This is a genomic window from Klebsiella pneumoniae complex sp. WS1778 (genome assembly GCF_049472055.1).
GTDB classification, from domain to species: domain Bacteria; phylum Pseudomonadota; class Gammaproteobacteria; order Enterobacterales; family Enterobacteriaceae; genus Klebsiella; species Klebsiella quasipneumoniae.
On sequence record NZ_JBKGTJ010000001.1, the window covers coordinates 1887411 to 1911448 of the forward strand.

The window sequence follows — 24038 nt, forward strand, 5'->3', positions numbered from 1 at the left end:
GCCGGGCGGCGCTTCGCTTACCCGGCCTACCAGACGCGTGATAATTTCAGACCGGGTAAGCACAGCCTCACCCGGCAAAAGCACATGGATTTAAGCTATCAGGCCGACTGCGCCAGAGCAAGCTCGCCGCGCGGCTCGATACGCTCGGTACCGTTGTACAGGCGCGCATTTTGCAGCCCGACGAACAGCCGTTCGCCGCGGGACGGCGCCTCATCGCCCGTTAACACCACGCTCAGCGGTTCGTCATACCACCCCAGAGGCTGGACGACTAATTGGGTGTAGTGTCCTTTCGGACTGGCCTCCAGGACCTGCACCGGCAGCGGCGAATCCAGGCTGGTTCGGCGGCTGATGTCCACTTCCCACGGACGCAGGAACAGATCCACCGGCCCCTGGTATGCCGGGGTATAGCCTAACGGCCAGCGGTGGGCGCCAACGTGGAACTGTCCGCCGCGGATAACCCCCTGCAGACGATTCACTTCCCCCATGAACTCCAGCACGAAGCGGGTGGACGGCTCACGCCACACGCGTTCAGGCGCATCGGCTTGTTCGATGTTGCCCTGGCTCATCACCACCACCCGGTCGGCAACTTCCATCGCCTCTTCCTGATCGTGGGTGACGAACACGCTGGTAAATTTTAGCTCTTCATGCAGCTGACGCAGCCAGCGGCGCAGCTCTTTACGCACCTGCGCATCCAGCGCGCCGAAAGGTTCATCCAGCAGCAGAATTTGCGGCTCTACCGCCAGGGCGCGCGCCAGCGCCACGCGCTGCTTCTGACCACCGGACAGCTGCGCCGGATAGCGATCCGCCAGGTGAGCCAGCTGCACCATCTCCAGCAGTTTGGTCACTTTGGCTTTAATCGCCGCCGCATTGGGTCGTTCACGGCGCGGCAGCACGGTCAGGCCAAAAGCGATGTTATCGAACACCGTCATATGGCGGAACAGCGCATAGTGCTGGAAGACGAAGCCCACTTTACGGTCGCGGGCGTGCATCCGGCTGACGTCGGTGCCGTGGAAGCGGATATGACCGCTGGTCTGATGCTCCAGCCCGGCGATAATCCGCAGCAGGGTAGTTTTCCCGGAGCCGGAAGGCCCCAGCAGCGCGACCATTTGTCCGGAAGGGATATCCAGCGAGATATCATTCAGCACCTGGGTGCGACCAAACGATTTCTTAATATTGGCAATCTCAATGCTCATAATTTCCCTCCTGTTGCGCGCGTTTTTCCTGGTTGGCCAGACGCCATTGCAACATACTCTTTAAAAACAGGGTCAGAATAGCCATTAACGTCAGCAGGGCCGCGGCGGTAAACGAGCCGACGGTGTTGTAATCCTGCTCCAGTAATTCAATTTGCAGCGGCAGCGACAGCGTTTCTCCGCGGATCGAACCGGAGACCACCGACACCGCGCCGAATTCGCCGATGGCGCGGGCGTTGGTCAACACCACGCCGTACAGCAGCGCCCAGCGAATATTGGGCAACGTCACCCGGCGGAACATCTGCCATCCGGAAGCCCCCAGCAATACCGCCGCCTCATCTTCATGGCTGCCCTGACTCATCATCACCGGCACCAGCTCACGCACCACAAACGGACAGGTGACAAAGATCGTCGCCAGCACCATGCCCGGCCAGGCGAACATGATTTGCAGATTATGTGCATCAAGCCAGCCGCCCAGCGGACCGTTAGAGCCGTAGAACAGCAGATAAACCAGACCCGCGACCACTGGCGAGACGGCGAACGGGATATCCAGCATCGTCAACAGCAGCTGGCGTCCCGGGAACGTAAAGCGTGTGACCAGCCAGGCCAGCAAGGTCCCGAACACCAGATTCACCGGCACGGTAATCAAGGCGATCATCACCGTCAGCCAGATGGCGTGCAGCATGTCCGGGTTCGCCAGGTTTTCCAGCACCGGCATTAACCCTTTGCTGAAGGCCTGAATGAAGATGTAGAGCATCGGCACCACAAGGATGAAGGCGGAAACCAGCATCCCGACGCCAATCAGAAACCATTTGCCCCAGTTGATGCGGGGCGCGTCGTAGCGTTTCAATTGAGTAACTTCCGCCATTAGTGACCTACCACGCGTCGACCAAAGCGACTCTGCAGGGTATTGATGGAAAACAACAGCAGCAGCGAGGCGGCCAGGATCACTGAGGCGATGGCGCTCGCCGCCGGATAGTCAAACTCCTGCAGACGAATAAAGATCATCAGCGACGTCACTTCCGTCTTCCACGCGATGTTGCCGGCGATAAAAATCACCGCGCCGAATTCGCCGAGGCTGCGGGTAAACGACAGAGCGATGCCCGCCAGCAGCGCCGGCGACAGCTCCGGCAGGACCACCTTGCGGAAACTCTGCCAGCGCGTGGCGCCCAGCGTTTCCGCTGCCTCTTCATATTCCGGTCCCAGCTCTTCCAGCACCGGCTGCACGGTACGCACCACGAACGGGATGCTGGTGAAAGCCATCGCCACGGCGATACCGAGCCAGGTATAGGTCACTTTAATATCGAACTTCGCCAGCCATTCCCCGTAAATGCCGTTTACCGAAAACAGCGAGGCCAGGGTCAGGCCGGCTACCGCTGTCGGCAGCGCAAACGGCAGGTCCATTAAGGCATCCAGCAGCGTGCGGCCCGGAAAACGATAGCGGGTAAGGATCCACGCCATCAGCAGACCGAAGACGCCGTTAAAAATCGAGGCCACGAACGCCGACAGCAGGGTCACCTTATAGGCCGCCACCACCTGCGGGTTGGTGATCACATCCCAGTACTGCGCCCAGCTCATCTGCGCCAGCTGCATCACCAGCGCGCTGAGCGGTAATAACAAAATCAGACAGACAAACAGCAGGCTGGTGCCGAGGCTCAGGGTAAAGCCCGGCAGCACGCGCTTGGACGACACAGCAAACATTACTTACGCCCCGCCGCCAGCAGTTTGTCCAGTTCGCCGCCGCTGGCGAAGTGGGTTTTCATCACCTCAGGCCAGGAGCCAAACTTGTCCTCCACGCGGAACAGTTCGGTCTGCGGGAATTTATCCTTCAGCGAATCCATCACTTTCGGGTTGTTTACCCGATAGTAGTAGTCGGTAATGATGGTCTGCGCCTGCGGGCTGTAGAGCCAGTTCAGATAGGCTTTCGCCGCCTTTTCCGTGCCGTTGGCTTTGACGTTTTTATCCACCCAGGCCACCGGGAACTCCGCCAGAATGTTGGTTTTCGGGATCACCACTTCAAATCCCTGCGCCTCATACTGCTTGCGAATATTGTTCACTTCCGACTCGAAACTGATCAGCACATCGCCCAGGCCGCGCTCGGCGAAGGTAGTGGTCGCCCCGCGTCCGCCGGTGTCGAAGACTTCGACGTTCTTCAGGAACTGGGTCATAAACTGTTCGGTTTTGGCTTTATCGCCACCGTCGGCTTTATCCGCCGCGCCCCAGGCCGCCAGGTAGGTGTACCGCGCGTTGCCCGAGGTTTTCGGGTTCGGGAAGATCAGCTTAACGTCAGAGCGGACCAGGTCGTTCCAGTCATGAATGTTTTTCGGGTTGCCTTTGCGCACCAGGAAGCCCATCGTCGAATAGAACGGCGAGCTGTTGTTTGGCAGGCGGCTTTGCCAGTCGGCCGGGATCAGGTTGCCTTTGTCATGCAGGATCTGCACGTCCGTCACCTGGTTGTAGGTCACCACGTCCGCCTTCAGGCCCTGCAGGATCGCCAGCGCCTGCTTGGAAGAACCGGCGTGCGACTGCTTGATGGTCAGCTTGTCTCCACCATTGTCCTTCGCCCACTGCTGCTCAAAAGGCGGGTTAAGGGCGGCAAACAGCTCGCGGGAGACATCATAGGAGCTGTTCAGCAGCTCCGTCGCCTGCGCCTGCGCCACCAGCAGCAGGGAAGCCGCCAGCGCCAGATATCCTTTTTTCAGTGATTTAACGGCCATTGCGCACCCTTATCAAAAATGATCATTTACTGATGATCATCATATTTATAACGGGTACGAAAGGAGTAACGGTTTTATATACCGTTTGGCGATTTGGAAGTCGAAAAGGGAATAAGCACCTGGCAAAGCTTAGCTGAAAGCTGCTCGCAGGTTAGACGTGTCATTGTGACAAACGGCAGCCAGGCGCGCACTGTGTTTATATGAAAAACACACAGATATTTGCTCGTCAGCTCAGACGTAGCTTAACGCCAACAGAACGTCGACTATGGTACTTACTGCGCAACCGCCGTTTTGCTTGCTATAAGTTTCGCCGCCAGCATCCCGTTGGCCCCTATATTCTCGATTTTGCCTGCTGCGCAACACGGCTGGCGATTGAACTTGACGGCGGTCAACACGATCAGAGACGCGTCTACGATGTTCGCCGTACCCGCTGGCTACAGAGTCAGGGATGGCGGGTTTTACGCTTCTGGAATAATGAGTTTGAAGAGTATGAAGAGGCGGTGATGGAGAGGATACTTGAAGCGCTTGAGTCGCCAATGCCCTCACCCCGCCCCTCTCCCTGAGGGAGAGGGAGAAAGAGAGTCCGCACGCAGATTCCATAACCGCACCGAACGGTTCCCTCTCCCTCAACGAGAGGGAGAAAGAGAGTCCACACGCAGATTCCATAACCGCACCGAACCGTCCCCTCTCCCTCAGGGAGAGGGAGAAAGAGAGTCCACACGCAGATTCCATAACCGCACCGTACCGTCCCCTCTCCCCTTTGGGGAGAGGGTTAGGGTGAGGGGACAAATTACAGCGCCTGAATACGCTCCAGGGAGGGCGCGAAGTAATAGCCGCCGGTCACTGGTTTGGTGAAGCGCAGCATCGCGTCGCGTTTGCCGTCGGTATCGCCGAACATGCTCAGCAGCTGCTGCTCGATGTTGTACAGACGCGCGCAGTAAGCGCAAAAATAGAGGCCATGGGTACCGCTGGCGGTGCCATACGGCAGGCTCTGGCGAACAATTTTCAGCCCTTTGCCATCTTCTTTTAAGTCAACGCGGCTCAGGTGCGACGTGACCGGACGTTCGTCGCCATCGATCTCTTCATTGGCTTCCTTGGTGCGGCCGATCATCATCTCCTGATCCGGCACGCTCATGCGGTTCAGCTGTTTGAGATTATGCTCCCAGCGCTGGACGAACACGTAGCTGCCGCCCGCGTCCACGCCGTCTTTGATCACCGCCACTTCACGACGGGTTTCTTCCCCCGCCGGGTTTTCGGTGCCGTCGACGAAGCCGCTGAGGTCACGCTCTTCCACCCAGCGGAAGCCGTGGATCTCTTCTTTCACCTCGATAGCGTCGCTAAAGGCGGCCAGCGCGGCCTGCGCTACCGAGAAGTTCACTTCATGGCGGGCGGATAAAATATGAATCAGCAGGTCATACTGGGTGGACGGCGCCAGCCCTTTGCCGTAGACCGGAAAATCTTTTAACTCTTCCGCCCCTTCGCCGCCGCTCAGCTGACGCCAGACGTTATTGCCGAACGCCACCACGGCACCGAGTTTGGCGTCAGGGAATTTAGCCTGAAAGGTGGCCACTTTATCGACAAAAATTTTGCTCGCTTCGCGCAGGGCGTTAACGTCCCCTTTGACATTGGCTTCAATCCAAATCGCCGCGCGGCAATGTTCCGGCAAAATGCCGCTCTGAACCTGAGACATCGCTCCTCCTGAAATGATGCAACCACAACGCTGTCGCGTTGCTAACGCGCCATTGTAACCGTTTTTCAGGGCCGTCGTGTCTCTTCAGATCAATTTAGCGACGCCAGATAATTTTGCTGACCTTCCAGTTTTTCAGCGTATCATCGGAGGGCATCAGTTCGTCCGGGCCGCTCCAGTGGCCGGTGAAGGCGTAACTGATATGCTGGCTCCCCTCGGCCTGACACTCGACGACCGCCCCGTTGTCATTGCTGCCTTTCTGGCAGTTGCCGAAGGCTTTGCTGTACAGATCGCTGAACGGTGTGCCGATTTTCACGCCGCTGGCGGTTTTGATTTCGGCATCACGCACGTCAATCCGGCTGATGGCGCCGTTGTCGCCATTGATGGTCAGCGCCACACTGTTGTCTTTCAGCGCTTCAAAGTAGTGGACGATATTGCCCTTATCGGTCTTCATTCCGCTGCGCAAACGATAGTCGCCCCCCAGGGCATCGCTAATGGCCTGTTCGTTGAGCGGCGTGGACGCCGTCAGTTTACCCACCCCCTGCTCGGTCACCTCGGTGGAAGAACCAAACCAGTTCCACGGATAGGCCGCCGACCAGTTGACCGCGCTCATCGTTGAGCAGCCGGTGAGCGCCAGCGGAAGCGCGCAGAGCATTACACGTAGCGATTTCATTTCACAATCCTTTCTGAGTCATTCAACGCATGTTGGAGTTCACGATCGGCAAAAAGTGCCATTAAAAGCTAGTCTGGCGAAAACAGGCGCCGAGGCGACGGCTGGTTGCCAGCCACCACAGGGCATAGCCATCCGCGACCAGCAGCGCAATGGTCAGCGATGAGGGCGATTCGCCGCTCAGCCATAGCATCGGCTGCCAGAACAACAGCAGCACTTGCGATAGCACCAGCAGCCAGCGCATCGCCCGCCACAGGCGCGGCAGGCGCTGACGATAGCCGCTAAGCAGAAAGGCCAGCACCGCCGGCACGCCGGGAAGTAAACCGAGCCAGAAGCGGTCGTGATCGGGATAGAACAGATTCAGAATCGCGTCGCCCTGCTGGCGCGACGCGCCGGCCATCAAGAACAGCACCCACGTGCGGGCCTGTAACAACAGTACGCACCAGAAAAGAAAAGGCAGGCGCAGACGGCCATGGGCATCAAAATCGGCGGGGATAAACTCAGTATTCTTCATCTTCAATCAGGCGTTTGCCCAGGGTCAGAACGTCGGCGTACTCATAGCCCAGCCGCTCATACATCCCCTGCACCACGTCGTTGTCCTCGCGGACCATAATATTGATTTTCGGGCAGCCGCGAGCAATCAGCTTTTTCTCCAGACGGTTGAGCAACGCGTTCGCGATACCCCGGCCGCGATATTCCGGATGGACCCCCAGATAGTAGGCCGACCCGCGATGGCCGTCATATCCGCCCATCACCGTACCGACGACTTCGCCGTTCACTTCCGCCACCAGGAACAGGCTGACATCGTGATTCAGCTTGCGCTCAATATCCATCTCCGGATCGTTCCAGGGACGCAGCAGATCGCAACGCTCCCACAGCGTCACAACCTCTTCGAAATCCTGCTGGCGAAAAACGCGAATCTCCATGGTATTCCCCACCATTGACGGTTAAAAACAGTGATTATGGCGCGAATATGACTGATAGCCAATATCAGGCGAAATCAGCGACAAAAAATGGCATAATATGACTTTGTCATGTATTGAAATGAAAAGTAAAACAATTCTTATTTTGAATGGTCGTAACGGCAAACGCGATACGATATAACATTGGACATCACTTGTTTACAATTCAGGCCGAATGAGCACTTTTAAACCCTTAAAAATACTTGCTTCGCGCCGTCAGGTGCTGAAAGCCGGGCTGGCTGCCATGACGCTGAGCGGCGTCACTGCACAGGTCAGCGCAAAAGAGCAGCCACTGAAAACATCAAATGGACACAGCAAACCCGCCGCCAAAAAGGCCGGCGCCCGCCGCATTGTGATGCTCGACCCGGGCCACGGCGGCATCGACACCGGGGCTATCGGCCATAATGGCTCGAAAGAGAAGCATGTGGTGCTGGCGATCGCTAAGAACGTGCGCAGCATCTTGCGCAGCAACGGCATTGACGCCCGCTTGACCCGCACCGGCGATACCTTTATCCCGCTGTATGACCGCGTGGAGATTGCCCATCAGCACGGCGCCGATCTGTTTATGTCGATCCACGCCGACGGCTTCACCAACCCGAGCGCCGCCGGCGCCTCGGTGTTCGCCCTGTCAAACCGCGGGGCGAGTAGCGCCATGGCGAAATACCTCTCCGATCGCGAAAACCGCGCCGACGAGGTCGCCGGTAAGAAAGCGACGGATAAAGACCATCTGCTGCAGCAGGTGCTGTTCGATCTGGTGCAGACCGACACCATTAAAAACAGCCTGACGCTGGGCTCGCATATCCTCAAAAAGATCAAGCCGGTGCATAAGCTACACAGCCGCAATACCGAACAGGCGGCGTTCGTGGTGCTGAAGTCGCCGTCCATACCGTCCGTGCTGGTGGAAACCTCGTTCATTACTAACCCGAACGAGGAGAAACTGCTCGGCACCACCGCCTTCCGGCAGAAAATCGCCACCGCGATTGCCAACGGCATTATCAGCTATTTCCACTGGTTCGATAACCAGAAAGCCCATTCGAAGAGACGTTAATGAAACCCGATGCCGCGCAGGTTAAAACTTTTCTGCTCCAGCTGCAGGACAGCCTCTGTCAGCAGCTGAGCGCCGTAGATGGCGCGCCGTTTATTGAAGACGCCTGGCAGCGGGAAGGCGGCGGCGGCGGACGCAGCCGGGTGCTGCGCGAGGGCAATGTGTTCGAACAGGCCGGGGTCAACTTCTCCCACGTCCATGGCGACGCCATGCCTGCCTCCGCCACGGCCCACCGCCCGGAGCTGGCCGGACGCAGCTTTGAAGCCATGGGCGTCTCGCTGGTGGTTCATCCGCTGAACCCCTATGTGCCCACCAGCCACGCCAACGTGCGGTTCTTTATTGCCGAGAAGCCCGGCGCCGACCCGGTGTGGTGGTTCGGCGGCGGCTTTGATTTAACCCCTTACTATGGCTTTGAAGAGGATGCCGTCCACTGGCATCGTACCGCCCGCGATCTGTGTCTGCCGTTCGGCGAGGAAGTCTATCCGCGCTATAAAAAATGGTGCGATGAGTACTTCTATCTCAAGCACCGCCAGGAGCAGCGCGGCATCGGCGGTCTGTTCTTTGACGACCTGAACACCCCGGATTTTGACCACTGCTTCGCCTTTATGCAGGCGGTCGGGAACGGCTATGCTGACGCCTATTTACCCATCGTCGAACGCCGGAAAGCCACGCCGTACGGCGAGCGCGAGCGCCACTTTCAGCTCTATCGCCGCGGCCGCTACGTCGAGTTCAATCTGGTCTGGGACCGCGGCACCCTGTTCGGTCTGCAGACCGGCGGTAGGACGGAATCGATTCTGATGTCGATGCCGCCGCTGGTACGCTGGGAATATGATTACCAGCCGGAGGCCGGCAGCCCCGAAGCGGCGCTGAGCGAGTTTATTAAAGTGAAAGCTTGGATCTAAACGAAGCCAATTCAGACCAAAAGCCCCGGAGTACCGGGGCTTTTTTATGACGTTTACAGCGGTTCGGTTTGCGCTTCGACAACCGCCAGCGCCACCATATTCACGATGCGACGCACGGAGGCGATCGGCGTCAGAATATGCACCGGCTTCGCGACTCCCATCAGCACCGGCCCGACGGTTACCCCTTCCGAACTGGAGACGCGCAGCAGGTTATAGCTGATCCGGGCGGCTTCCATATTCGGCATCACCAGAATATTGGCCGACCCTTTCAGCGGGCTGTCCGGCATGCGATCGTTGCGGATGCTTTCCACCAGCGCGGCGTCGCCATGCATTTCACCATCGATCATCAGCTCCGGGGCGCGGGCCTTCACCAGCTCCAGGGTTTTACGCATCTTGCTGGCTGACGGGCAGTCGGCAGAGCCAAAGTTGGAGTGCGACAGCAACGCCACCCGCGGCTCAATACCAAAGCGACGCACGCTTTCCGCCGCCATCAGGGTGATCTCTGCCAGCTCTTCCGGCGAGGGATCGTGATTGACATAGGTATCGGCGATAAAAGTGTTACCACTCGGCAGCAGCAGCGCATTCATCGCCCCGGCGGTGCTGACGCCGTCGCGATAGCCGAACAGCGGCTGCACCACGCGGTAGTGGTCATGATATTCGCCGATAGTCCCGCAGATCATCGCATCCGCTTCGCCACGGTGAACCATGATGGCGCCAATCACTGTGGTGTTGCTAATCACCGCCCGCTGCGCCTGCTCCTGGGTAATGCCGCGGCGCTTCATCAGCTGATAGTACTCGCTCCAGTACTCTTTAAACCGCGGGTCGGATTCATTATTGACGATCTCGAAGTCAACGCCGGCCTTGATCTGCAGGCCCAGCTTCTGGATGCGCATTTCAATCACGCTTGGGCGGCCCACCAGAATCGGTTTGGCCAGCCCCAGCGACACCAGCTCCTGGGTGGCGTGCAGCACCCGGGTCTCCTCCCCTTCCGCCAGCACCACACGCTTCGGCTCTTTGCGCGCCTGAGAGAAGATAGGCTTCATAAACAGGTTGGTCTTATAGACGAACTCGCTCAGCTTCTCGATATAGGCGTCAAAATCAGCGATCGGGCGCGTCGCCACGCCGGAGTCCATCGCCGCCTTCGCCACCGCGGGGGCGATCTTGACGATCAGCCGCGGGTCGAACGGTTTCGGAATGATGTAGTCCGGGCCAAAGCTTAAATCCTGATCGCCGTAGGCGGAGGCCACCACTTCGCTCTGCTCAGCGTGGGCCAGCTCGGCAATGGCATGCACCGCCGCCAGCTTCATCTCTTCGTTGATCGCCGTCGCGCCGACGTCCAGCGCGCCGCGGAAGATGAACGGGAAGCAGAGCACGTTGTTGACCTGGTTAGGATAGTCGGAGCGGCCGGTGCAGATGATGGCATCATCGCGGACCTGCTTCGCCAGCGGCGGCAGAATTTCCGGCTCCGGATTGGCCAGGGCGAGGATCAGCGGCGCGCGCGCCATCTTCTTCACCATCTCCGGGGTCAGCACTTTCGGACCGGAGCAGCCGAGGAAAATGTCCGCGCCGTCGATCACGTCATCGAGGGTGCGTTTGCCGTCGTCTTCCACTGCATAGGCCGCTTTGGTTTCCGCCATGTTGGGCTCACGATCCTTATAGATAACGCCTTTCGAATCGCAGACCACGATGTTGTGCTTTTGCATCCCCAGCGCCACCAGCAGGTTCATGCAGGCAATTGCCGCCGCCCCGGCGCCGGAGACCACCATCCGCACGTCGGACAGATTCTTCTCAACGACGCGCAGGCCGTTGAGGATCGCCGCGGTGCTGATGATCGCCGTGCCGTGCTGATCGTCGTGGAAAACCGGAATATTCATCCGCTCGCGCAGCTGCTGCTCAATGTAGAAACACTCAGGCGCTTTAATATCTTCGAGGTTGATACCGCCGAAGGTCGGCTCGAGGGCGGCGACGACGTTAATGAATTTATCCGGGTCCAGCTCATCGACTTCGATATCAAACACATCGATGCCGGCGAATTTCTTAAACAGGACGCCTTTGCCCTCCATCACCGGCTTGCCGGCCAGCGCGCCGATGTTGCCGAGTCCCAGCACCGCGGTGCCGTTGGAGACCACCGCCACCAGGTTGCCGCGGGCGGTATATTTGTAGGCCGCCAGCGGATCTTTTTCAATTTCCAGACAGGGGGCCGCGACGCCCGGCGAGTAGGCCAGCGCCAGATCGCGCTGGGTGGCGAGAGGTTTGGTCGGCGAGACCTGGATTTTTCCGGGAACCGGAAATTCGTGGAAGTCGAGGGCGCTCTGTTTTAACTGCTCATCCATTTTATATTCCTTTCTTTCACGTATCGTTCGTAGGGAAAAAGCGTGATGACCATCCTGTCGTTCACCTTTCAGTGGCAGACAGTATCCCTCCTGGCGGGGCGATAAACTTTGAACACCGCCAAACTCTGGCCATCGCTATGATCTGGTTGTTATCAATTTATAGCGGTTATGTTACCCGGATTCGCCGCCAATAATAGCCCCGTCTGCTATGCTTTTTGGTTATGTACCTCATCAATATTTATACCGCATACCGGCAAGCACTCATGTAACACCTTGTTCCAGGAGGACTTATCTATGAATCAGCTAGACAGTATCAAGCAGTTCACCACCGTGGTCGCCGACAGCGGCGACATTGAATCCATCCGCCACTACCATCCGGAAGATGCCACCACTAACCCCTCCCTGCTGCTGAAGGCCGCCGGCCTGGCGTCCTATAGCGGACTCATTGACGACGCGATCGCCTGGGCGAAAAAGCAAGGAGGCGGCCGTGAAGCGCAGGTGACTCACGCCTGCGATAAGCTGGCGGTCAATTTTGGCGCGGAGATCCTCAAAAGCATTCCGGGCCGGGTTTCCACCGAGGTAGACGCCCGGCTCTCCTTCAACCGGGAGAAGAGCATCGAGAAAGCGCGCCATCTGGTGGCGCTGTATCAGGAGATGGGCATTGATAAGTCACGGATCCTGATCAAGCTGGCCTCCACCTGGGAGGGGATCCGTGCCGCCGAGACCCTGGAAAAAGAGGGGATCCACTGCAACCTGACGCTGCTGTTTTCCTTCGCCCAGGCCCGGGCCTGCGCCGAAGCCGGGGTCTATCTGATCTCCCCTTTCGTCGGACGTATTTATGACTGGTATCAGGCGCGCAAACCGCTGGATCCTTACGTGGTTGAGGAAGATCCGGGGGTGAAATCCGTGCGCAATATCTATGACTACTTCAAACAGCACAAATACAACACCATCGTGATGGGCGCCAGCTTCCGCCGCACCGAGCAGATCCTTGCCCTGGTCGGCTGCGACCGGCTGACCATCGCCCCGCCCCTGTTAAAAGAGCTGCAGGCCAGCGACGCCCCGGTGGTGCGCAAACTGATCCCTGCCAGCCAGATCCTGCCGCGCCCGGTGCCGCTCAGCGAGGCGGAGTTCCGCTGGGAACATAATCAGGATCCGATGGCGGTCGAAAAGCTGGCGGAGGGTATCCGCCTGTTCGCCGTCGATCAACGCAAACTGGAAGATCTGCTTGCCGCCAAACTGTCACTTTAGTCTCACGGAGAAAACTATGTCCCGAAGAGAGCTTGCCAACGCCATCCGCGCCCTGAGCATGGACGCGGTGCAGAAAGCCAATTCCGGCCACCCCGGTGCGCCAATGGGGATGGCAGACATTGCCGAAGTGCTGTGGAACGATTTTCTCAAGCACAATCCGCAGAACCCTGGCTGGGTGGACCGCGACCGTTTTATTCTGTCCAACGGCCACGCGTCGATGCTGCTCTACAGTCTGCTGCACCTGTCCGGCTACGATCTGCCGCTGTCAGAGCTGAAGCAGTTCCGCCAGCTGCACTCTAAAACGCCGGGTCACCCGGAGCATGGCTATACCCCCGGGGTGGAGACCACCACCGGCCCGCTGGGCCAGGGGCTGGCGAACGCCGTCGGTATGGCCATCGCCGAACGCACCCTGGCGGCGCAGTTTAACCGCCCCGGTCATGAGATTATCGACCATCACACCTGGGTTTTCATGGGCGATGGTTGTCTGATGGAGGGGATCTCCCATGAGGCCTGTTCGCTGGCAGGCACGCTCGGACTGGGCAAGCTGATCGGTTTTTACGACCACAACGGCATCTCCATCGACGGCAAAACCTACGGCTGGTTTACCGATGATACGGCAGAACGTTTCCGCGCCTACCACTGGCACGTGATCGGCGACATTGACGGCCACGATCCGCAGGCCATCAAACAGGCCATTACGGAAGCGCAGGCGGTGAAAGATAAGCCGTCGCTGATCATTTGTCGGACCATCATCGGCTTCGGTTCGCCCAACAAAGCCGGCTCAGAGGAGTCGCACGGCGCGGCGCTGGGTGAAAAAGAGGTGGCCCTGGCCCGCCAGCAGCTGGGCTGGAAACATCCCCCCTTTGAGATCCCGAAAGAGATCTATCAGGGCTGGGATGCGCGTCCACGCGGCGAAAAAGCCGAGCACGACTGGAACGAGAAATTCGCCGCCTACCGGCAGCAGTTCCCGGAGCTGGCCGCTGAGCTGACCCGCCGCATGGATGGCGCCCTGCCGGAGGATTTTGCCGCGACCGCCCGCGACTACGTGGCGAAGCTGCAGGCCGAGCCGGCGAAGATCGCCAGCCGGAAAGCCTCGCAGAACGCGCTGAACGCGTATGGCCCGCACCTCCCGGAGCTGCTGGGCGGTTCGGCGGATCTGGCGCCGAGTAACCTGACCATATGGTCTGGCTCGACATCGATTAAAGAGGATGCCGCGGGCAACTATATTCACTACGGCGTGCGCGAATTCGGCATGACCGCGGTGGCCAACGGCATCGCCCTACACGGGGGATTCATCCCCTATACCTCGACCTTCCTGATGTTTGTGGAATACGCCCGCAACGCCGCGCGCATGGCGGCGCTGATGAAGGCCCGGCAGATCATGGTCTATACCCATGACTCCATCGGTCTGGGGGAAGACGGTCCGACCCACCAGGCGGTGGAACAGCTGGCCAGTCTGCGGCTGACGCCCAACTTCAGCACCTGGCGCCCATGCGACCAGGTGGAGACCGCTGTCGCCTGGCAGGCGGCCATCGCGCGTCAGGGCGGACCGACGGCGCTGATCCTGTCGCGACAAAACCTGGCGCAGATGCCGCGCACCCCGCAACAGGTGCAGGATATCGCCCGGGGCGGCTACGTGCTGAAGGATGCCGGAGGCAAACCCGACCTGATCCTCATCGCCACCGGCTCGGAAGTGGAGATCACCGTCCTGGCGGCGGAAAAATTGTTGGCCAACGGGGTGAATGTGCGAGTGGTTTCGCTCCCCTCCACCGATGTGTTTGACGCTCAGGACGAGGCCTGGCGCGAGTCGGTGCTGCCGTCGGACGTCAGCGCCCGGGTGGCGGTCGAGGCCGGGATAGCGGACTACTGGTATAAATATGTCGGCTTAAAAGGCAAGATTGTCGGCATGACCGGCTACGGTGAATCCGCCCCGGCGGAGCAGCTGTTCCCGTTCTTTGGCTTTACGGTCGACCATATCGTCGCCACCGCCGAACAGGTGCTTAACGGGTGATCCACAGCGTGGGCCAGGCGTCTGGCCCCTGCCAGTTGTCGCACGTCGGCTGCTGCGCGTAGCGGGAGAGGCTGAACCGCTGGCCGTCAAAACGCCAGCGGGTCTGGATCCCGCAATCGCCAGACGCGCGCCCCTTGTCCAGGGTCACCAGCTCATGGCGGCGGTCATCATAGCTGGCGTTAATAAGCTCTATCTCCCGCGGCGCCTCGCCCGGCGGCTGAAATGGCAGCGTTAGCCGCACCTGGCGGGCGACATACGGGCGCTGGCGGGAGACCAGCCAGGCCAGCCAGACGGTGTTGTACGCCCCGGATTCGCAGCTGGTCATCAGCAGCACTTTGTCATCCGTCAGGGCAGTGACGCGAATTTCGCGGCGGAACGGATCGAGGGAGCAGTTACTGTTGCTCATCCGCTCATTGCCATAGTCCATCAGATCGTTGAGCTCATCACGCCCCAGCGGCGACTGCGCCATGTCTGCGCTCGCCACCGCGCGCAGCGCCGGCGCCGGCGGTACGCTGAGCGGCGGCTCCTCCCCTTTGCCAACCCAGGCCGTTTCGCTGCCCACCCGCTTTTGCCGGGCGTCGATAAAAAACAGGGCCGCTTTCAGCCCCTGCAGGGAGATAGTCTGCAGGCCGTTGGCCAACGAGAGGTTTTTTCCCTCCTGTACCCGCTGGAGGAACGCATCGATCGTCACGCTGTCGTCAGTTTTAATGAGTTTATCTTCAATGCGCCAGCGCTTGTCGGTCAGGGACAGCGGTTTACCATCCAGCAGCAGGCGCGGCGCTATCGGCGCGAGCGTCGCCACCGGATTGCCGGTGCCGCCCAGTTCGATACGCAGGCTGGCATCAGTAGCCGCCCCGGCGCTGCGGCTGAGGGTCATCACCAGACCATAATGCAGCCCCACGTTGCGGGTGACGCAGAAGTTTTGGTTATTACAGGTGACCTGCCAGTCGTTGAAGCGCTGCTGCGCCGGTGCCGACCATGCCTGTGAGCAAGGCAGCACCGCCAGAAAGAGGAAAAAAATGATGCGAAAAAGCATGAACCGCCCGACCCCAGATAAACCCAACCACGGCGCCTATCCTGGACAACGGCAGCCGCTGACTCAATCGGATTTGTCAGAGTTCCCCGACATCAGGCCAGAGGTTTGCAAATACTGCAGCAGAATGACCGCTTTCCCGTCGCGGATCTCCCCGTCAGCGACCATCTGCAGCGCCTGGCTAAAGGGCAGCTCCAGCACCTCGATGGCTTCGTCATCCACCCCGCCGCCGCTGGTCGTTCGCTGCGCGTCGCTGTACTCAGCGATAAAGAAATGCACCACTTCGGTGACGCCCCCTGGCGACATAAACAGCTCAAACAGCTTTCGCACCTCGCCCACTTCATAGCCGGTCTCTTCCACTGCCTCTTTACGAATGCAGGCCTCCGGCTCGTCGTTGTCCAGCAGCCCGGCGCAGGTTTCAATCAGCATGCCGTCATGATTGCCATTGACCCAGGTGGCGACCCGAAACTGACGCACCAGGACCACCGTCTGCTTATGGCGGTTATAGAGCAGCACGGTGGCGCCATTGCCGCGATCGTAGACCTCGCGCTTGTGGCGCACCACGCTGCCGTCCGCCCGCGTCAGCTCATAGGTCATGTTGCGTAGTACGAACCAGTTCTCAGAGAGGATTTTATCTTTAATGACGTGAATATTGAGTGACATACCGACCCCACAGCGTAAAAGGACGCCCTCATACTACGCTGCGGAGCCGGGTTTGTCGTCAGTGAAGCGGCGTCGTTTTCAGCCCCAGGTAGTCAAGGATCCCCTGCGCCGCGTGACGGCCTTCCGCCATCGCCGTCACCACCAGGTCGGCGCCGCGCACGGCATCGCCGCCGGCAAAAATCTTCTCCTGGCTGGTCTGATAACGGTAACGGCTCTCCACTCCGGCTTTAATACGCCCCTGGCTGTCCAGTGCCACCCCCGCAGCTTCCAGCCAGGGCATGCGGTGCGGGTGGAAGCCAAAGGCCATGATCACCGCATCTGCCGGCATAACAAACTCGCTGCCGGGGATCGGCGTCGGGCGGCGTCTTCCCCCGGCGTCCGGAGCACCCAGCTCGGTGCGCAAAAAGCGAACCCCGTTCACCCGCCCGTTCTCGTCCAGCTCAAGCGTCACCGGCTGGACGTTAAACTCAAAAAGCGCTCCCTCTTCGCGGGCGTTTTTGACCTCTTTTTTCGAGCCCGGCATGTTGGCTTCATCCCGCCGATAGGCGCAGGTCACCTGGCGGGCGCCATGGCGCAGCGCGGTACGCACGCAGTCCATTGCCGTATCGCCGCCCCCCAGCACCACCACGTTCAGCCCGGCGGTGTTGACATAAGGCTCCTGCGCCGATTCCGCCAGCCCCATCACCTGTTTGGTGTTGGCGATAAGAAACGGCAGCGCATCGTAGACCCCGGGGGCCTCTTCATTCGGCAGGCAGGCCTTCATGGAGCGATAGGTTCCGGCGCCGACGAACACCGCGTCATACTCGGCCAGCAGCGTCGCCAGAGGGATATCTTTCCCCACCTCGCAGTTGAGCTCAAAGCGGACGCCCATCTCGCTGAAAATCGCCCGCCGCCGGGTCAGCAGCGACTTATCCAGCTTGAACGCCGGAATGCCGAAGGTCAGCAGACCGCCGATCTCCGGATGACGGTCAAAGACCACCGGCTGCACGCCGTGGCGCACCAGCACATCGGCGCAGGCCAGACCGGCCGGCCCGGCGCCGATAATCGCCACCCGTTTACCGTTCGGCTTAATCTGCGAGAGGTCCGGACGCCAGCCGCTGGCCAGCGCCTGGTCGGATATAAATCGCTCAATATTGCCGATGGTGACCGCACCGCTTTCCTCGCGCAGGGTGCAGGCGCCCTCACACAGCCGGTCCTGGGGGCAGACGCGGCCGGTGATCTCCGGCAGACAGTTGGTCTGATGGGACAGGGCGACCGCGGCGGCGATATCCCCTGCCTTCACCAGCTCGACCCACTGCGGAATAGTGTTATGTAGCGGGCAGGTCCATTCACAGATGCTGTGTTCTCCACATTTCAGGCAGCGGGCGGCCTGCTGCCGGGCCTGGGTCGGGCTGAACGGCTGATAGATCTCCTCAAAGTGGTTCTTGCGCACCTCCGCCGGCAGCTTATCCGGCTCTCCGCGCGGCGGCGTCATCGCCATCTGCCTGACCTTCTCGCCGGCGTCGGGCTGTCTGGCGGGGGCCGCGCCGCGCTGCCACGGCTGCGCCTCCTGGCAGGCCGAACGCAGACGCCGCTGCCTGGCCATCGTGGTCAATGTCTCATCGTCGGCGAAGGTCAGCGCCTGCGCCGGACAGTTTTCCACACAGGCCGGTCCCGCCTCGCGGCCCGCGCACAGATCGCATTTCTGCGCGCCGGCTTTCACCTGGCCTGCGGCCTGCGGCGTCACCACCACCTCCATCACCCCGAACGGGCAGGCCACCATGCAGGATTTACAGCCAATGCATTTCTCCTGACAGACCTGAACGCTGTCGCCAGTCTGGGCGATGGCGCCGTTGGGGCAGCTGCGGAGGCAGGGGGCGTCTTCGCAATGGCGGCAGGTGATGGCGTTACGCTGCCCCTCTGCTTTAATCACGGTGATACGTGGCAAAAAGCGCTGCGGGGTCAGCGCATGTTGCTCCTCGTTATGCGCCATTACGCAGGCCACTTCGCAGGCCTGGCAACCGATACATTTTCGGCTATCGCTCAATATAAAGTGGTTCATGGCTTCCTTTTGTCTTATTGGTGAATAACCCCTTAATGCGCATGCCTATTTATTACCCGACAAGACGAGGCCGGAACAATGTTCATTTGCCCAGGATACCCTTTTTCTGGAAAGAATCCGTTTTGGATCAATTTTTTTGACTTATATGAAATCAGGTTTCACACCGGCAAGGGATAATGCGTCCCCGGGTGCGGCGGGCGAAGCGGTGTGGCCGACCTGGCGGCACGAAAGGTCGATGTTTCTTTACGATACGGCAAAAGCAACATGATAAATTACACTATCTCCTTAATTTCTCCACGATTGCCGGAGGCGCTGGCGCTAAAGTGGCACAGGCTGTGCAATAACAAGAACATGTGCATATGAGGTTTTCATTCTGATGGCGAATTTCTTTATCGATCGCCCCATTTTTGCGTGGGTGCTGGCAATCCTGTTATGCCTGACGGGCACCCTTGCCATTTTGTCGCTGCCAGTTGAACAGTATCCCGATCTGGCCCCGCCGAATGTACGGGTTACAGCCAACTATCCTGGCGCCTCCGCACAAACCCTGGAGAATACCGTCACCCAGGTTATCGAACAGAATATGACCGGCCTCGATAACCTGATGTATATGTCATCCCAGAGCAGCGCCACCGGCCAGGCGACCATCACCCTCAGTTTTACCGCCGGTACCGACCCGGACGAAGCGGTACAGCAGGTGCAAAACCAGCTGCAGTCGGCGATGCGTAAACTGCCGCAGGCGGTGCAAAACCAGGGGGTTACGGTACGCAAGACCGGCGATACCAATATCCTGACCCTCGCCTTCGTCTCCACCGACGGCAGTATGGATAAACAGGATATCGCCGACTACGTCGCCAGTAACATTCAGGACCCGCTCAGTCGCGTCAACGGCGTGGGGGATATCGACGCCTACGGCTCGCAATACTCAATGCGCATCTGGCTCGATCCGGCAAAGCTCAATAGCTTCCAGCTGACCACCAAGGATGTTACCGACGCTATTAGTTCGCAGAACGCCCAGATTGCCGTCGGCCAGCTCGGCGGCACGCCTTCCGTGGATAAGCAGGCGCTGAACGCCACCATCAACGCGCAATCTCTGCTGCAAACCCCCGAACAGTTCCGCAATATCACCCTGCGCGTCAATCAGGATGGCTCAGAGGTGACCCTCGGCGATGTCGCTACCGTGGAGATGGGGGCCGAGAAGTATGACTATCTTAGCCGCTACAATCGCCAGGCCGCCTCTGGCCTGGGAATTAAGCTCGCCTCCGGCGCCAACGAAATGGCCACCGCGGAGCGCGTGATCGCTCGCCTCAATGAGCTCTCGCAGTATTTCCCGCACGGGCTGGAATATAAAGTCGCCTACGAGACCACCTCCTTCGTGAAGGCTTCTATTACCGACGTGGTGAAAACCCTGCTGGAGGCGATCCTGCTGGTTTTCCTCGTGATGTATCTTTTCCTGCAGAACTTCCGCGCCACTCTGATCCCGACCATCGCCGTACCGGTGGTGCTGATGGGCACCTTCGCGGTGCTCTATGCCTGTGGTTACAGCATCAACACCCTGACGATGTTCGCGATGGTGCTGGCGATCGGCCTGCTGGTGGATGACGCCATCGTGGTGGTGGAGAACGTTGAGCGCATCATGAGCGAGGAAGGCCTGTCGCCGCGGGAAGCCACCCGCAAATCTATGGGACAAATTCAGGGCGCGCTGGTGGGGATCGCGATGGTGCTGTCGGCGGTGTTTGTGCCGATGGCCTTCTTCGGCGGCACCACCGGCGCTATCTATCGCCAGTTCTCTATTACGATTGTCGCGGCGATGGTCCTCTCGGTGCTGGTGGCCATGATCCTCACCCCGGCCCTTTGCGCTACCCTGCTCAAGCCGATTAAACCAGGTGAATCCCATGAGCGAAAAGGCTTCTTCGGCTGGTTCAACCGCACCTTTAACCGCAGCGCCAGCCGCTATGAAACTTTCGTCGGCAAGATCCTTCACCGCTCGCTGCGCTGGATGCTGATCTACATCGTCCTGCTCGGCGGGATGGTGTTCTTGTTCCTGCATCTGCCCACTTCGTTCCTGCCGCTGGAGGATCGGGGGATGTTCACCACCTCGGTACAGTTGCCGAGCGGCAGCACCCAACAGCAGACGCTGAAAGTGGTACAGAAAGCGGAAGATTACTTCCTCAATAACGAGAAGCAGAACGTCGAGTCAGTGTTTGCTACCGTTGGCTCCGGCCCCGGCGGCAACGGGCAGAACGTAGCCCGCATGTTTGTGCGCCTCAAAGACTGGGACCAGCGCGATCCGCAAACCGGCTCCTCCTTTGCCATTATTGAACGCGCCACCAAAGCGTTTAATCAGATCAACGAAGCCCGGGTCATCGCCAGCAGCCCGCCGGCAATCAGCGGCCTCGGCAGTTCGGCAGGCTTCGACATGGAGCTGGAAGATCACGCCGGTAAGGGGCACGATGCGCTGATGGCGGCGCGCGATACGCTGCTTGAGCTGGCGGCTAAAAACCCGCTGTTGACCCGCGTCCGGCATAACGGGCTCGACGACAGCCCGCAGCTGCAGGTCGATATCGATCAGCGTAAAGCTCAGGCGCTGGGCGTCTCCATTGATGACATCAACGATACGCTGCAAACCGCCTGGGGGTCGAGCTACGTCAACGACTTTATGGATCGCGGGAGGGTGAAGAAAGTCTACGTCCAGGCGGCGGCGAAATATCGGATGCTGCCTGACGATATCAATCTCTGGTACGTCCGCAACAGCAGCGGCACGATGGTGCCGTTCTCGGCCTTCGCCACCTCGCACTGGGAGACCGGTTCGCCGCGCCTGGAGCGCTACAATGGCTACTCGGCGGTGGAGATCGTCGGTGAAGCGGCGCCGGGCATCAGTACCGGTACCGCGATGGACATGATGGAGAAGCTGGCCGCGCAGCTGCCGACCGGCTTTGGCCTCGAATGGACCGCCATGTCCTATCAGGAGCGCCTCTCCGGCGCTCAGGCGCCGGCCCTGTACGCGATTTCCCTGCTGGTGGTGTTCCTGTGCCTGGCGGCGCTGTACGAGAGCTGGTCGGTGCCGTTCTCGGTGATGCTGGTGGTTCCGCTCGGGGTGATTGGCGCTCTGCTGGCGACCTGGATGCGCGGCCTGGAGAATGACGTTTATTTTCAGGTGGGCCTGTTGACGGTGATCGGCCTGTCGGCGAAAAACGCCATTCTGATCGTCGAGTTCGCCAATGAGCTTAACGAGAAAGGCCAGGATCTGCTCAGCGCCACGCTGTCGGCCTGCCGTCAGCGCCTGCGCCCTATCCTGATGACCTCGCTGGCGTTTATCTTCGGCGTGCTGCCGATGGCCACCAGCACCGGCGCCGGTTCCGGCAGCCAGCATGCGGTCGGCACCGGGGTGATGGGCGGGATGATCTCCGCCACCGTGCTGGCCATCTTTTTCGTACCGCTGTTCTTTGTGCTGGTGCGTCGCCGCTTTCCGCTGAAGGAGCGTCCGCAATAAACCCTCGGACGTGGGCGGCGAGCCGTAATAACAGAAAAGGCGACCTGGATGGTCGCCTTCTTTATGTGTTCAGAACTATGACGCGCTTATTTACGTCGCGTTATTCCCCTGCTCACATTGCGGAAATTTATTTACGAAGCATGCCTTCAATAAAATCTTTCCAGTTCCCCAGTTCATGTTCAATCATAATAGCCTCTCTTATTATTATGGTCGATTCTATATAACTTCATTGCTGATGGGAAGTTGTGCTCCCCTATTGCTCTGATTGTCTTGTGGACCGCTGACAGAGATAAAACCTCTGGTTGCCGCCACTATGCCGTCTCGTATGTAAAAATTATGTGATGCAGAGCACCATCAAGCAACATTTTCGTAATATTGTTAATGCCCTCACATCATGCCCGCGGCTGGGCGAATTTTAATCACCCTAACGCATTGCATGAATTGCCTGGTAAAAAGTTATATTTATTCATCTGAATCACGTATTATTTCAATAAGGCTTATATATTCGGAAATATCTGAGTTAACCGCTTAATTGAATGTTAAAGGTTTATCTATGCTCACCATGTACGGAATTAAAAACTGCGATATCATTAAAAAAGCCCGCCGCTGGCTGGAAGCACATCAGATTGACTATCGCTTCCATGACTACCGCGCCGATGGCCTCGACCGCGCGCAACTGGATACCTTTATTGCCGAACTGGGCTGGCAGGCGCTGCTGAACACCCGCGGCACCACCTGGCGCAAACTGGACGAATCGCTGCGCAACAGCATCGATAATGCCGATGCCGCCGCCGCATTGATGCTGGAAATGCCGGCGATCATCAAACGCCCATTGCTCTGCGCGCCCGGTCGTCCTATGCTGCTGGGTTTTAGTGAAGCAAGTTATCAGCAGTTTAACGAGGTATAGTCTATGTCTTGCCCGGTCATTGAGCTGGCTCAGCAGCTTATTCGCCGCCCTTCCCTTAGCCCCGATGATGCGGGATGCCAGGCGTTAATGATTGAACGCCTGCGTGCGATCGGCTTTACCGTTGAACCGATGGATTTCGGCGATACGCAGAACTTCTGGGCCTGGCGCGGCCACGGCGAGACGCTGGCCTTCGCCGGCCACACCGACGTGGTCCCGGCAGGCGACGCCGACCGCTGGATCAACCCCCCGTTCGAACCCACCATCCGCGACGGGATGCTGTTTGGCCGCGGGGCGGCGGATATGAAAGGCTCGCTGGCGGCGATGGTGGTTGCCGCAGAGCGTTTTGTCGCGCAGTACCCGAACCACCGGGGCCGACTGGCGTTTTTGATCACCTCTGATGAAGAGGCCAGCGCGAAAAACGGCACCGTCAAAGTGGTGGAGACGCTGATGGCGCGTAACGAGCGTCTGGACTACTGTCTGGTCGGCGAACCCTCCAGTACCGAAGTGGTCGGCGATGTGGTGAAAAACGGCCGCCGCGGCTCGCTGACCTGCAACCTGACCATTCACGGCGTACAGGGCCATGTCGCCTATCCGCACCTTGCCGATAACCCCGTCCATCGCGCCGCGCCGATGCTGGCGGAGCTGGTCAATATCGAGTGGGATAAAGGCAATGAATACTTCCCGCCGACCAGCATGCAGATTGCCAACGTGCAGTCCGGTACCGGCAGCAACAACGTGATCCCTGGCGATATGTTCGTCCAGTTCAACTTCCGCTTCAGTACGGAACTGACTGACGAGACGATCAAAGCCCGGGTGGTCGCCCTGCTGGAAAAATACCAGCTGCGTTACAGCGTGGAGTGGTGGCTCTCCGGACAGCCGTTCCTTACCGGACGGGGCAAGCTGGTGGATGCGGTCGTCAATGCCATTGAGCACTATAATGAGATCAAACCGCAGCTGTTAACCAACGGCGGCACCTCAGACGGACGGTTTATCGCGCGCATGGGGGCGCAGGTGGTTGAGCTGGGCCCCGTGAACGCCACAATTCACAAAATTAATGAATGTGTGAACGCCGCCGACCTGCAGCTGCTGGCGCGGATGTATCAACGCGTAATGGAACAGCTGGTCGCCTGACGTAC

General features: G+C 59.2%; 21 protein-coding genes. 8 read left to right on the top strand and 13 right to left on the bottom strand.

The features are described from left to right. Positions 1–98: 98 nt before the first annotated feature. The 4 genes from cysA to cysP are packed head-to-tail and all read right to left on the bottom strand — an operon-like array spanning position 99 to position 3907. The gene (gene cysA / locus ACLEXF_RS09430; RefSeq protein WP_004201991.1) at positions 99–1193 is read right to left on the bottom strand and encodes a sulfate/thiosulfate ABC transporter ATP-binding protein CysA; all 1095 of its coding nucleotides are present in this window, start codon (positions 1191–1193) and stop codon (positions 99–101) included. Continuing rightward, positions 1183–2058, bottom strand: coding sequence for a sulfate/thiosulfate ABC transporter permease CysW (cysW, locus tag ACLEXF_RS09435; protein ID WP_407259642.1), 876 nt, complete (start codon positions 2056–2058; stop codon positions 1183–1185). The genes cysA and cysW overlap by 11 nt, the downstream gene beginning before the upstream one ends. Further along, positions 2058–2891 carry a sulfate/thiosulfate ABC transporter permease CysT gene (cysT, locus tag ACLEXF_RS09440; protein ID WP_002913626.1) on the bottom strand — a complete coding sequence of 278 codons (834 nt, stop codon included), beginning with the start codon at positions 2889–2891 and terminating at the stop codon, positions 2058–2060. The genes cysW and cysT overlap by 1 nt, the downstream gene beginning before the upstream one ends. Then, entirely contained in the window at positions 2891–3907 is a 1017-nt protein-coding gene (gene cysP / locus ACLEXF_RS09445; RefSeq protein ID WP_017900457.1) for a thiosulfate/sulfate ABC transporter substrate-binding protein CysP, read from the bottom strand. The genes cysT and cysP overlap by 1 nt, the downstream gene beginning before the upstream one ends. Before the next feature lie 200 nt (positions 3908–4107). Between cysP and ACLEXF_RS09450 the strand changes: the two genes are divergently transcribed. Next, on the top strand, positions 4108–4470 hold the full coding sequence (locus tag ACLEXF_RS09450; protein WP_072071552.1) for an endonuclease domain-containing protein: 363 nt from the start codon (positions 4108–4110) through the stop codon (positions 4468–4470). Between the two features lie 227 nt (positions 4471–4697). On the opposite strand, the gene ACLEXF_RS09455 is transcribed toward ACLEXF_RS09450, so the two are convergent. From ACLEXF_RS09455 to ACLEXF_RS09470, 4 genes are all read right to left on the bottom strand, one after another. Next, positions 4698–5597 carry a Dyp-type peroxidase gene (locus ACLEXF_RS09455; RefSeq protein ID WP_160124985.1) on the bottom strand — a complete coding sequence of 300 codons (900 nt, stop codon included), beginning with the start codon at positions 5595–5597 and terminating at the stop codon, positions 4698–4700. Positions 5598–5691: 94 nt separating this feature from the next. Then, the gene (locus ACLEXF_RS09460; RefSeq protein ID WP_017900454.1) at positions 5692–6267 is read right to left on the bottom strand and encodes an RpoE-regulated lipoprotein; all 576 of its coding nucleotides are present in this window, start codon (positions 6265–6267) and stop codon (positions 5692–5694) included. Between the two features lie 61 nt (positions 6268–6328). Then, positions 6329–6778, bottom strand: coding sequence for a DUF2919 domain-containing protein (locus ACLEXF_RS09465; RefSeq protein ID WP_114506368.1), 450 nt, complete (start codon positions 6776–6778; stop codon positions 6329–6331). Continuing rightward, complete coding sequence (locus ACLEXF_RS09470; RefSeq protein WP_002913637.1) at positions 6765–7190, bottom strand: GNAT family acetyltransferase; 426 nt, start codon at positions 7188–7190, stop codon at positions 6765–6767. The genes ACLEXF_RS09465 and ACLEXF_RS09470 overlap by 14 nt, the downstream gene beginning before the upstream one ends. Positions 7191–7401: 211 nt before the next feature. Here ACLEXF_RS09470 and amiA point away from each other — a divergent pair, with 211 nt between their 5' ends. Then, positions 7402–8274: an N-acetylmuramoyl-L-alanine amidase AmiA gene (gene amiA / locus ACLEXF_RS09475; protein WP_004201984.1), complete on the top strand. Its 873-nt coding sequence runs from the start codon at positions 7402–7404 to the stop codon at positions 8272–8274. After that, a complete protein-coding gene (gene hemF / locus ACLEXF_RS09480; protein ID WP_023318852.1) occupies positions 8274–9173 on the top strand; it encodes an oxygen-dependent coproporphyrinogen oxidase in 900 nt (299 codons plus the stop codon). Before amiA ends, hemF begins: the two co-directional genes overlap by 1 nt. A gap of 53 nt (positions 9174–9226) precedes the next feature. On the opposite strand, the gene maeB is transcribed toward hemF, so the two are convergent. Continuing rightward, the gene (gene maeB, locus ACLEXF_RS09485) at positions 9227–11506 is read right to left on the bottom strand and encodes an NADP-dependent oxaloacetate-decarboxylating malate dehydrogenase (RefSeq protein ID WP_004201966.1); all 2280 of its coding nucleotides are present in this window, start codon (positions 11504–11506) and stop codon (positions 9227–9229) included. Between the two features lie 294 nt (positions 11507–11800). Between maeB and tal the strand changes: the two genes are divergently transcribed. Together tal and tkt are read left to right on the top strand one after the other, a co-directional pair. Further along, a complete protein-coding gene (gene tal, locus ACLEXF_RS09490) occupies positions 11801–12757 on the top strand; it encodes a transaldolase (RefSeq protein ID WP_004201965.1) in 957 nt (318 codons plus the stop codon). A 16-nt stretch (positions 12758–12773) separates the two neighbouring features. Further along, positions 12774–14768, top strand: a complete 1995-nt coding sequence (tkt, locus tag ACLEXF_RS09495; protein ID WP_407259641.1) for a transketolase — start codon at positions 12774–12776, stop codon at positions 14766–14768. On the opposite strand, the gene ACLEXF_RS09500 is transcribed toward tkt, so the two are convergent. The 3 genes from ACLEXF_RS09500 to aegA all read right to left on the bottom strand — a co-directional run bounded on the left by ACLEXF_RS09500 (position 14758) and on the right by aegA (position 18505). After that, entirely contained in the window at positions 14758–15804 is a 1047-nt protein-coding gene (locus ACLEXF_RS09500; RefSeq protein WP_108433465.1) for a DUF1176 domain-containing protein, read from the bottom strand. The two genes, tkt and ACLEXF_RS09500, sit on opposite strands and share 11 nt — an antisense overlap. Positions 15805–15867: 63 nt before the next feature. Continuing rightward, on the bottom strand, positions 15868–16464 hold the full coding sequence (gene nudK, locus ACLEXF_RS09505; protein ID WP_002913754.1) for a GDP-mannose pyrophosphatase NudK: 597 nt from the start codon (positions 16462–16464) through the stop codon (positions 15868–15870). 58 nt (positions 16465–16522) lie between these two features. Beyond that, positions 16523–18505 carry a formate-dependent uric acid utilization protein AegA gene (aegA, locus tag ACLEXF_RS09510; protein WP_407259640.1) on the bottom strand — a complete coding sequence of 661 codons (1983 nt, stop codon included), beginning with the start codon at positions 18503–18505 and terminating at the stop codon, positions 16523–16525. A 376-nt stretch (positions 18506–18881) separates the two neighbouring features. Here aegA and acrD point away from each other — a divergent pair, with 376 nt between their 5' ends. After that, a complete protein-coding gene (gene acrD / locus ACLEXF_RS09515; protein ID WP_017900450.1) occupies positions 18882–21995 on the top strand; it encodes a multidrug efflux RND transporter permease AcrD in 3114 nt (1037 codons plus the stop codon). 127 nt (positions 21996–22122) lie between these two features. Here acrD and ypfM read toward each other — a convergent pair whose 3' ends face one another. Beyond that, positions 22123–22182, bottom strand: coding sequence for a protein YpfM (gene ypfM / locus ACLEXF_RS09520; RefSeq protein ID WP_100181659.1), 60 nt, complete (start codon positions 22180–22182; stop codon positions 22123–22125). Positions 22183–22548: 366 nt separating this feature from the next. Here ypfM and ACLEXF_RS09525 point away from each other — a divergent pair, with 366 nt between their 5' ends. Next, entirely contained in the window at positions 22549–22902 is a 354-nt protein-coding gene (locus ACLEXF_RS09525) for an ArsC family reductase (protein WP_407259639.1), read from the top strand. Between the two features lie 3 nt (positions 22903–22905). Then, on the top strand, positions 22906–24033 hold the full coding sequence (dapE, locus tag ACLEXF_RS09530; RefSeq protein WP_004201953.1) for a succinyl-diaminopimelate desuccinylase: 1128 nt from the start codon (positions 22906–22908) through the stop codon (positions 24031–24033). Positions 24034–24038 lie beyond the last annotated feature (5 nt).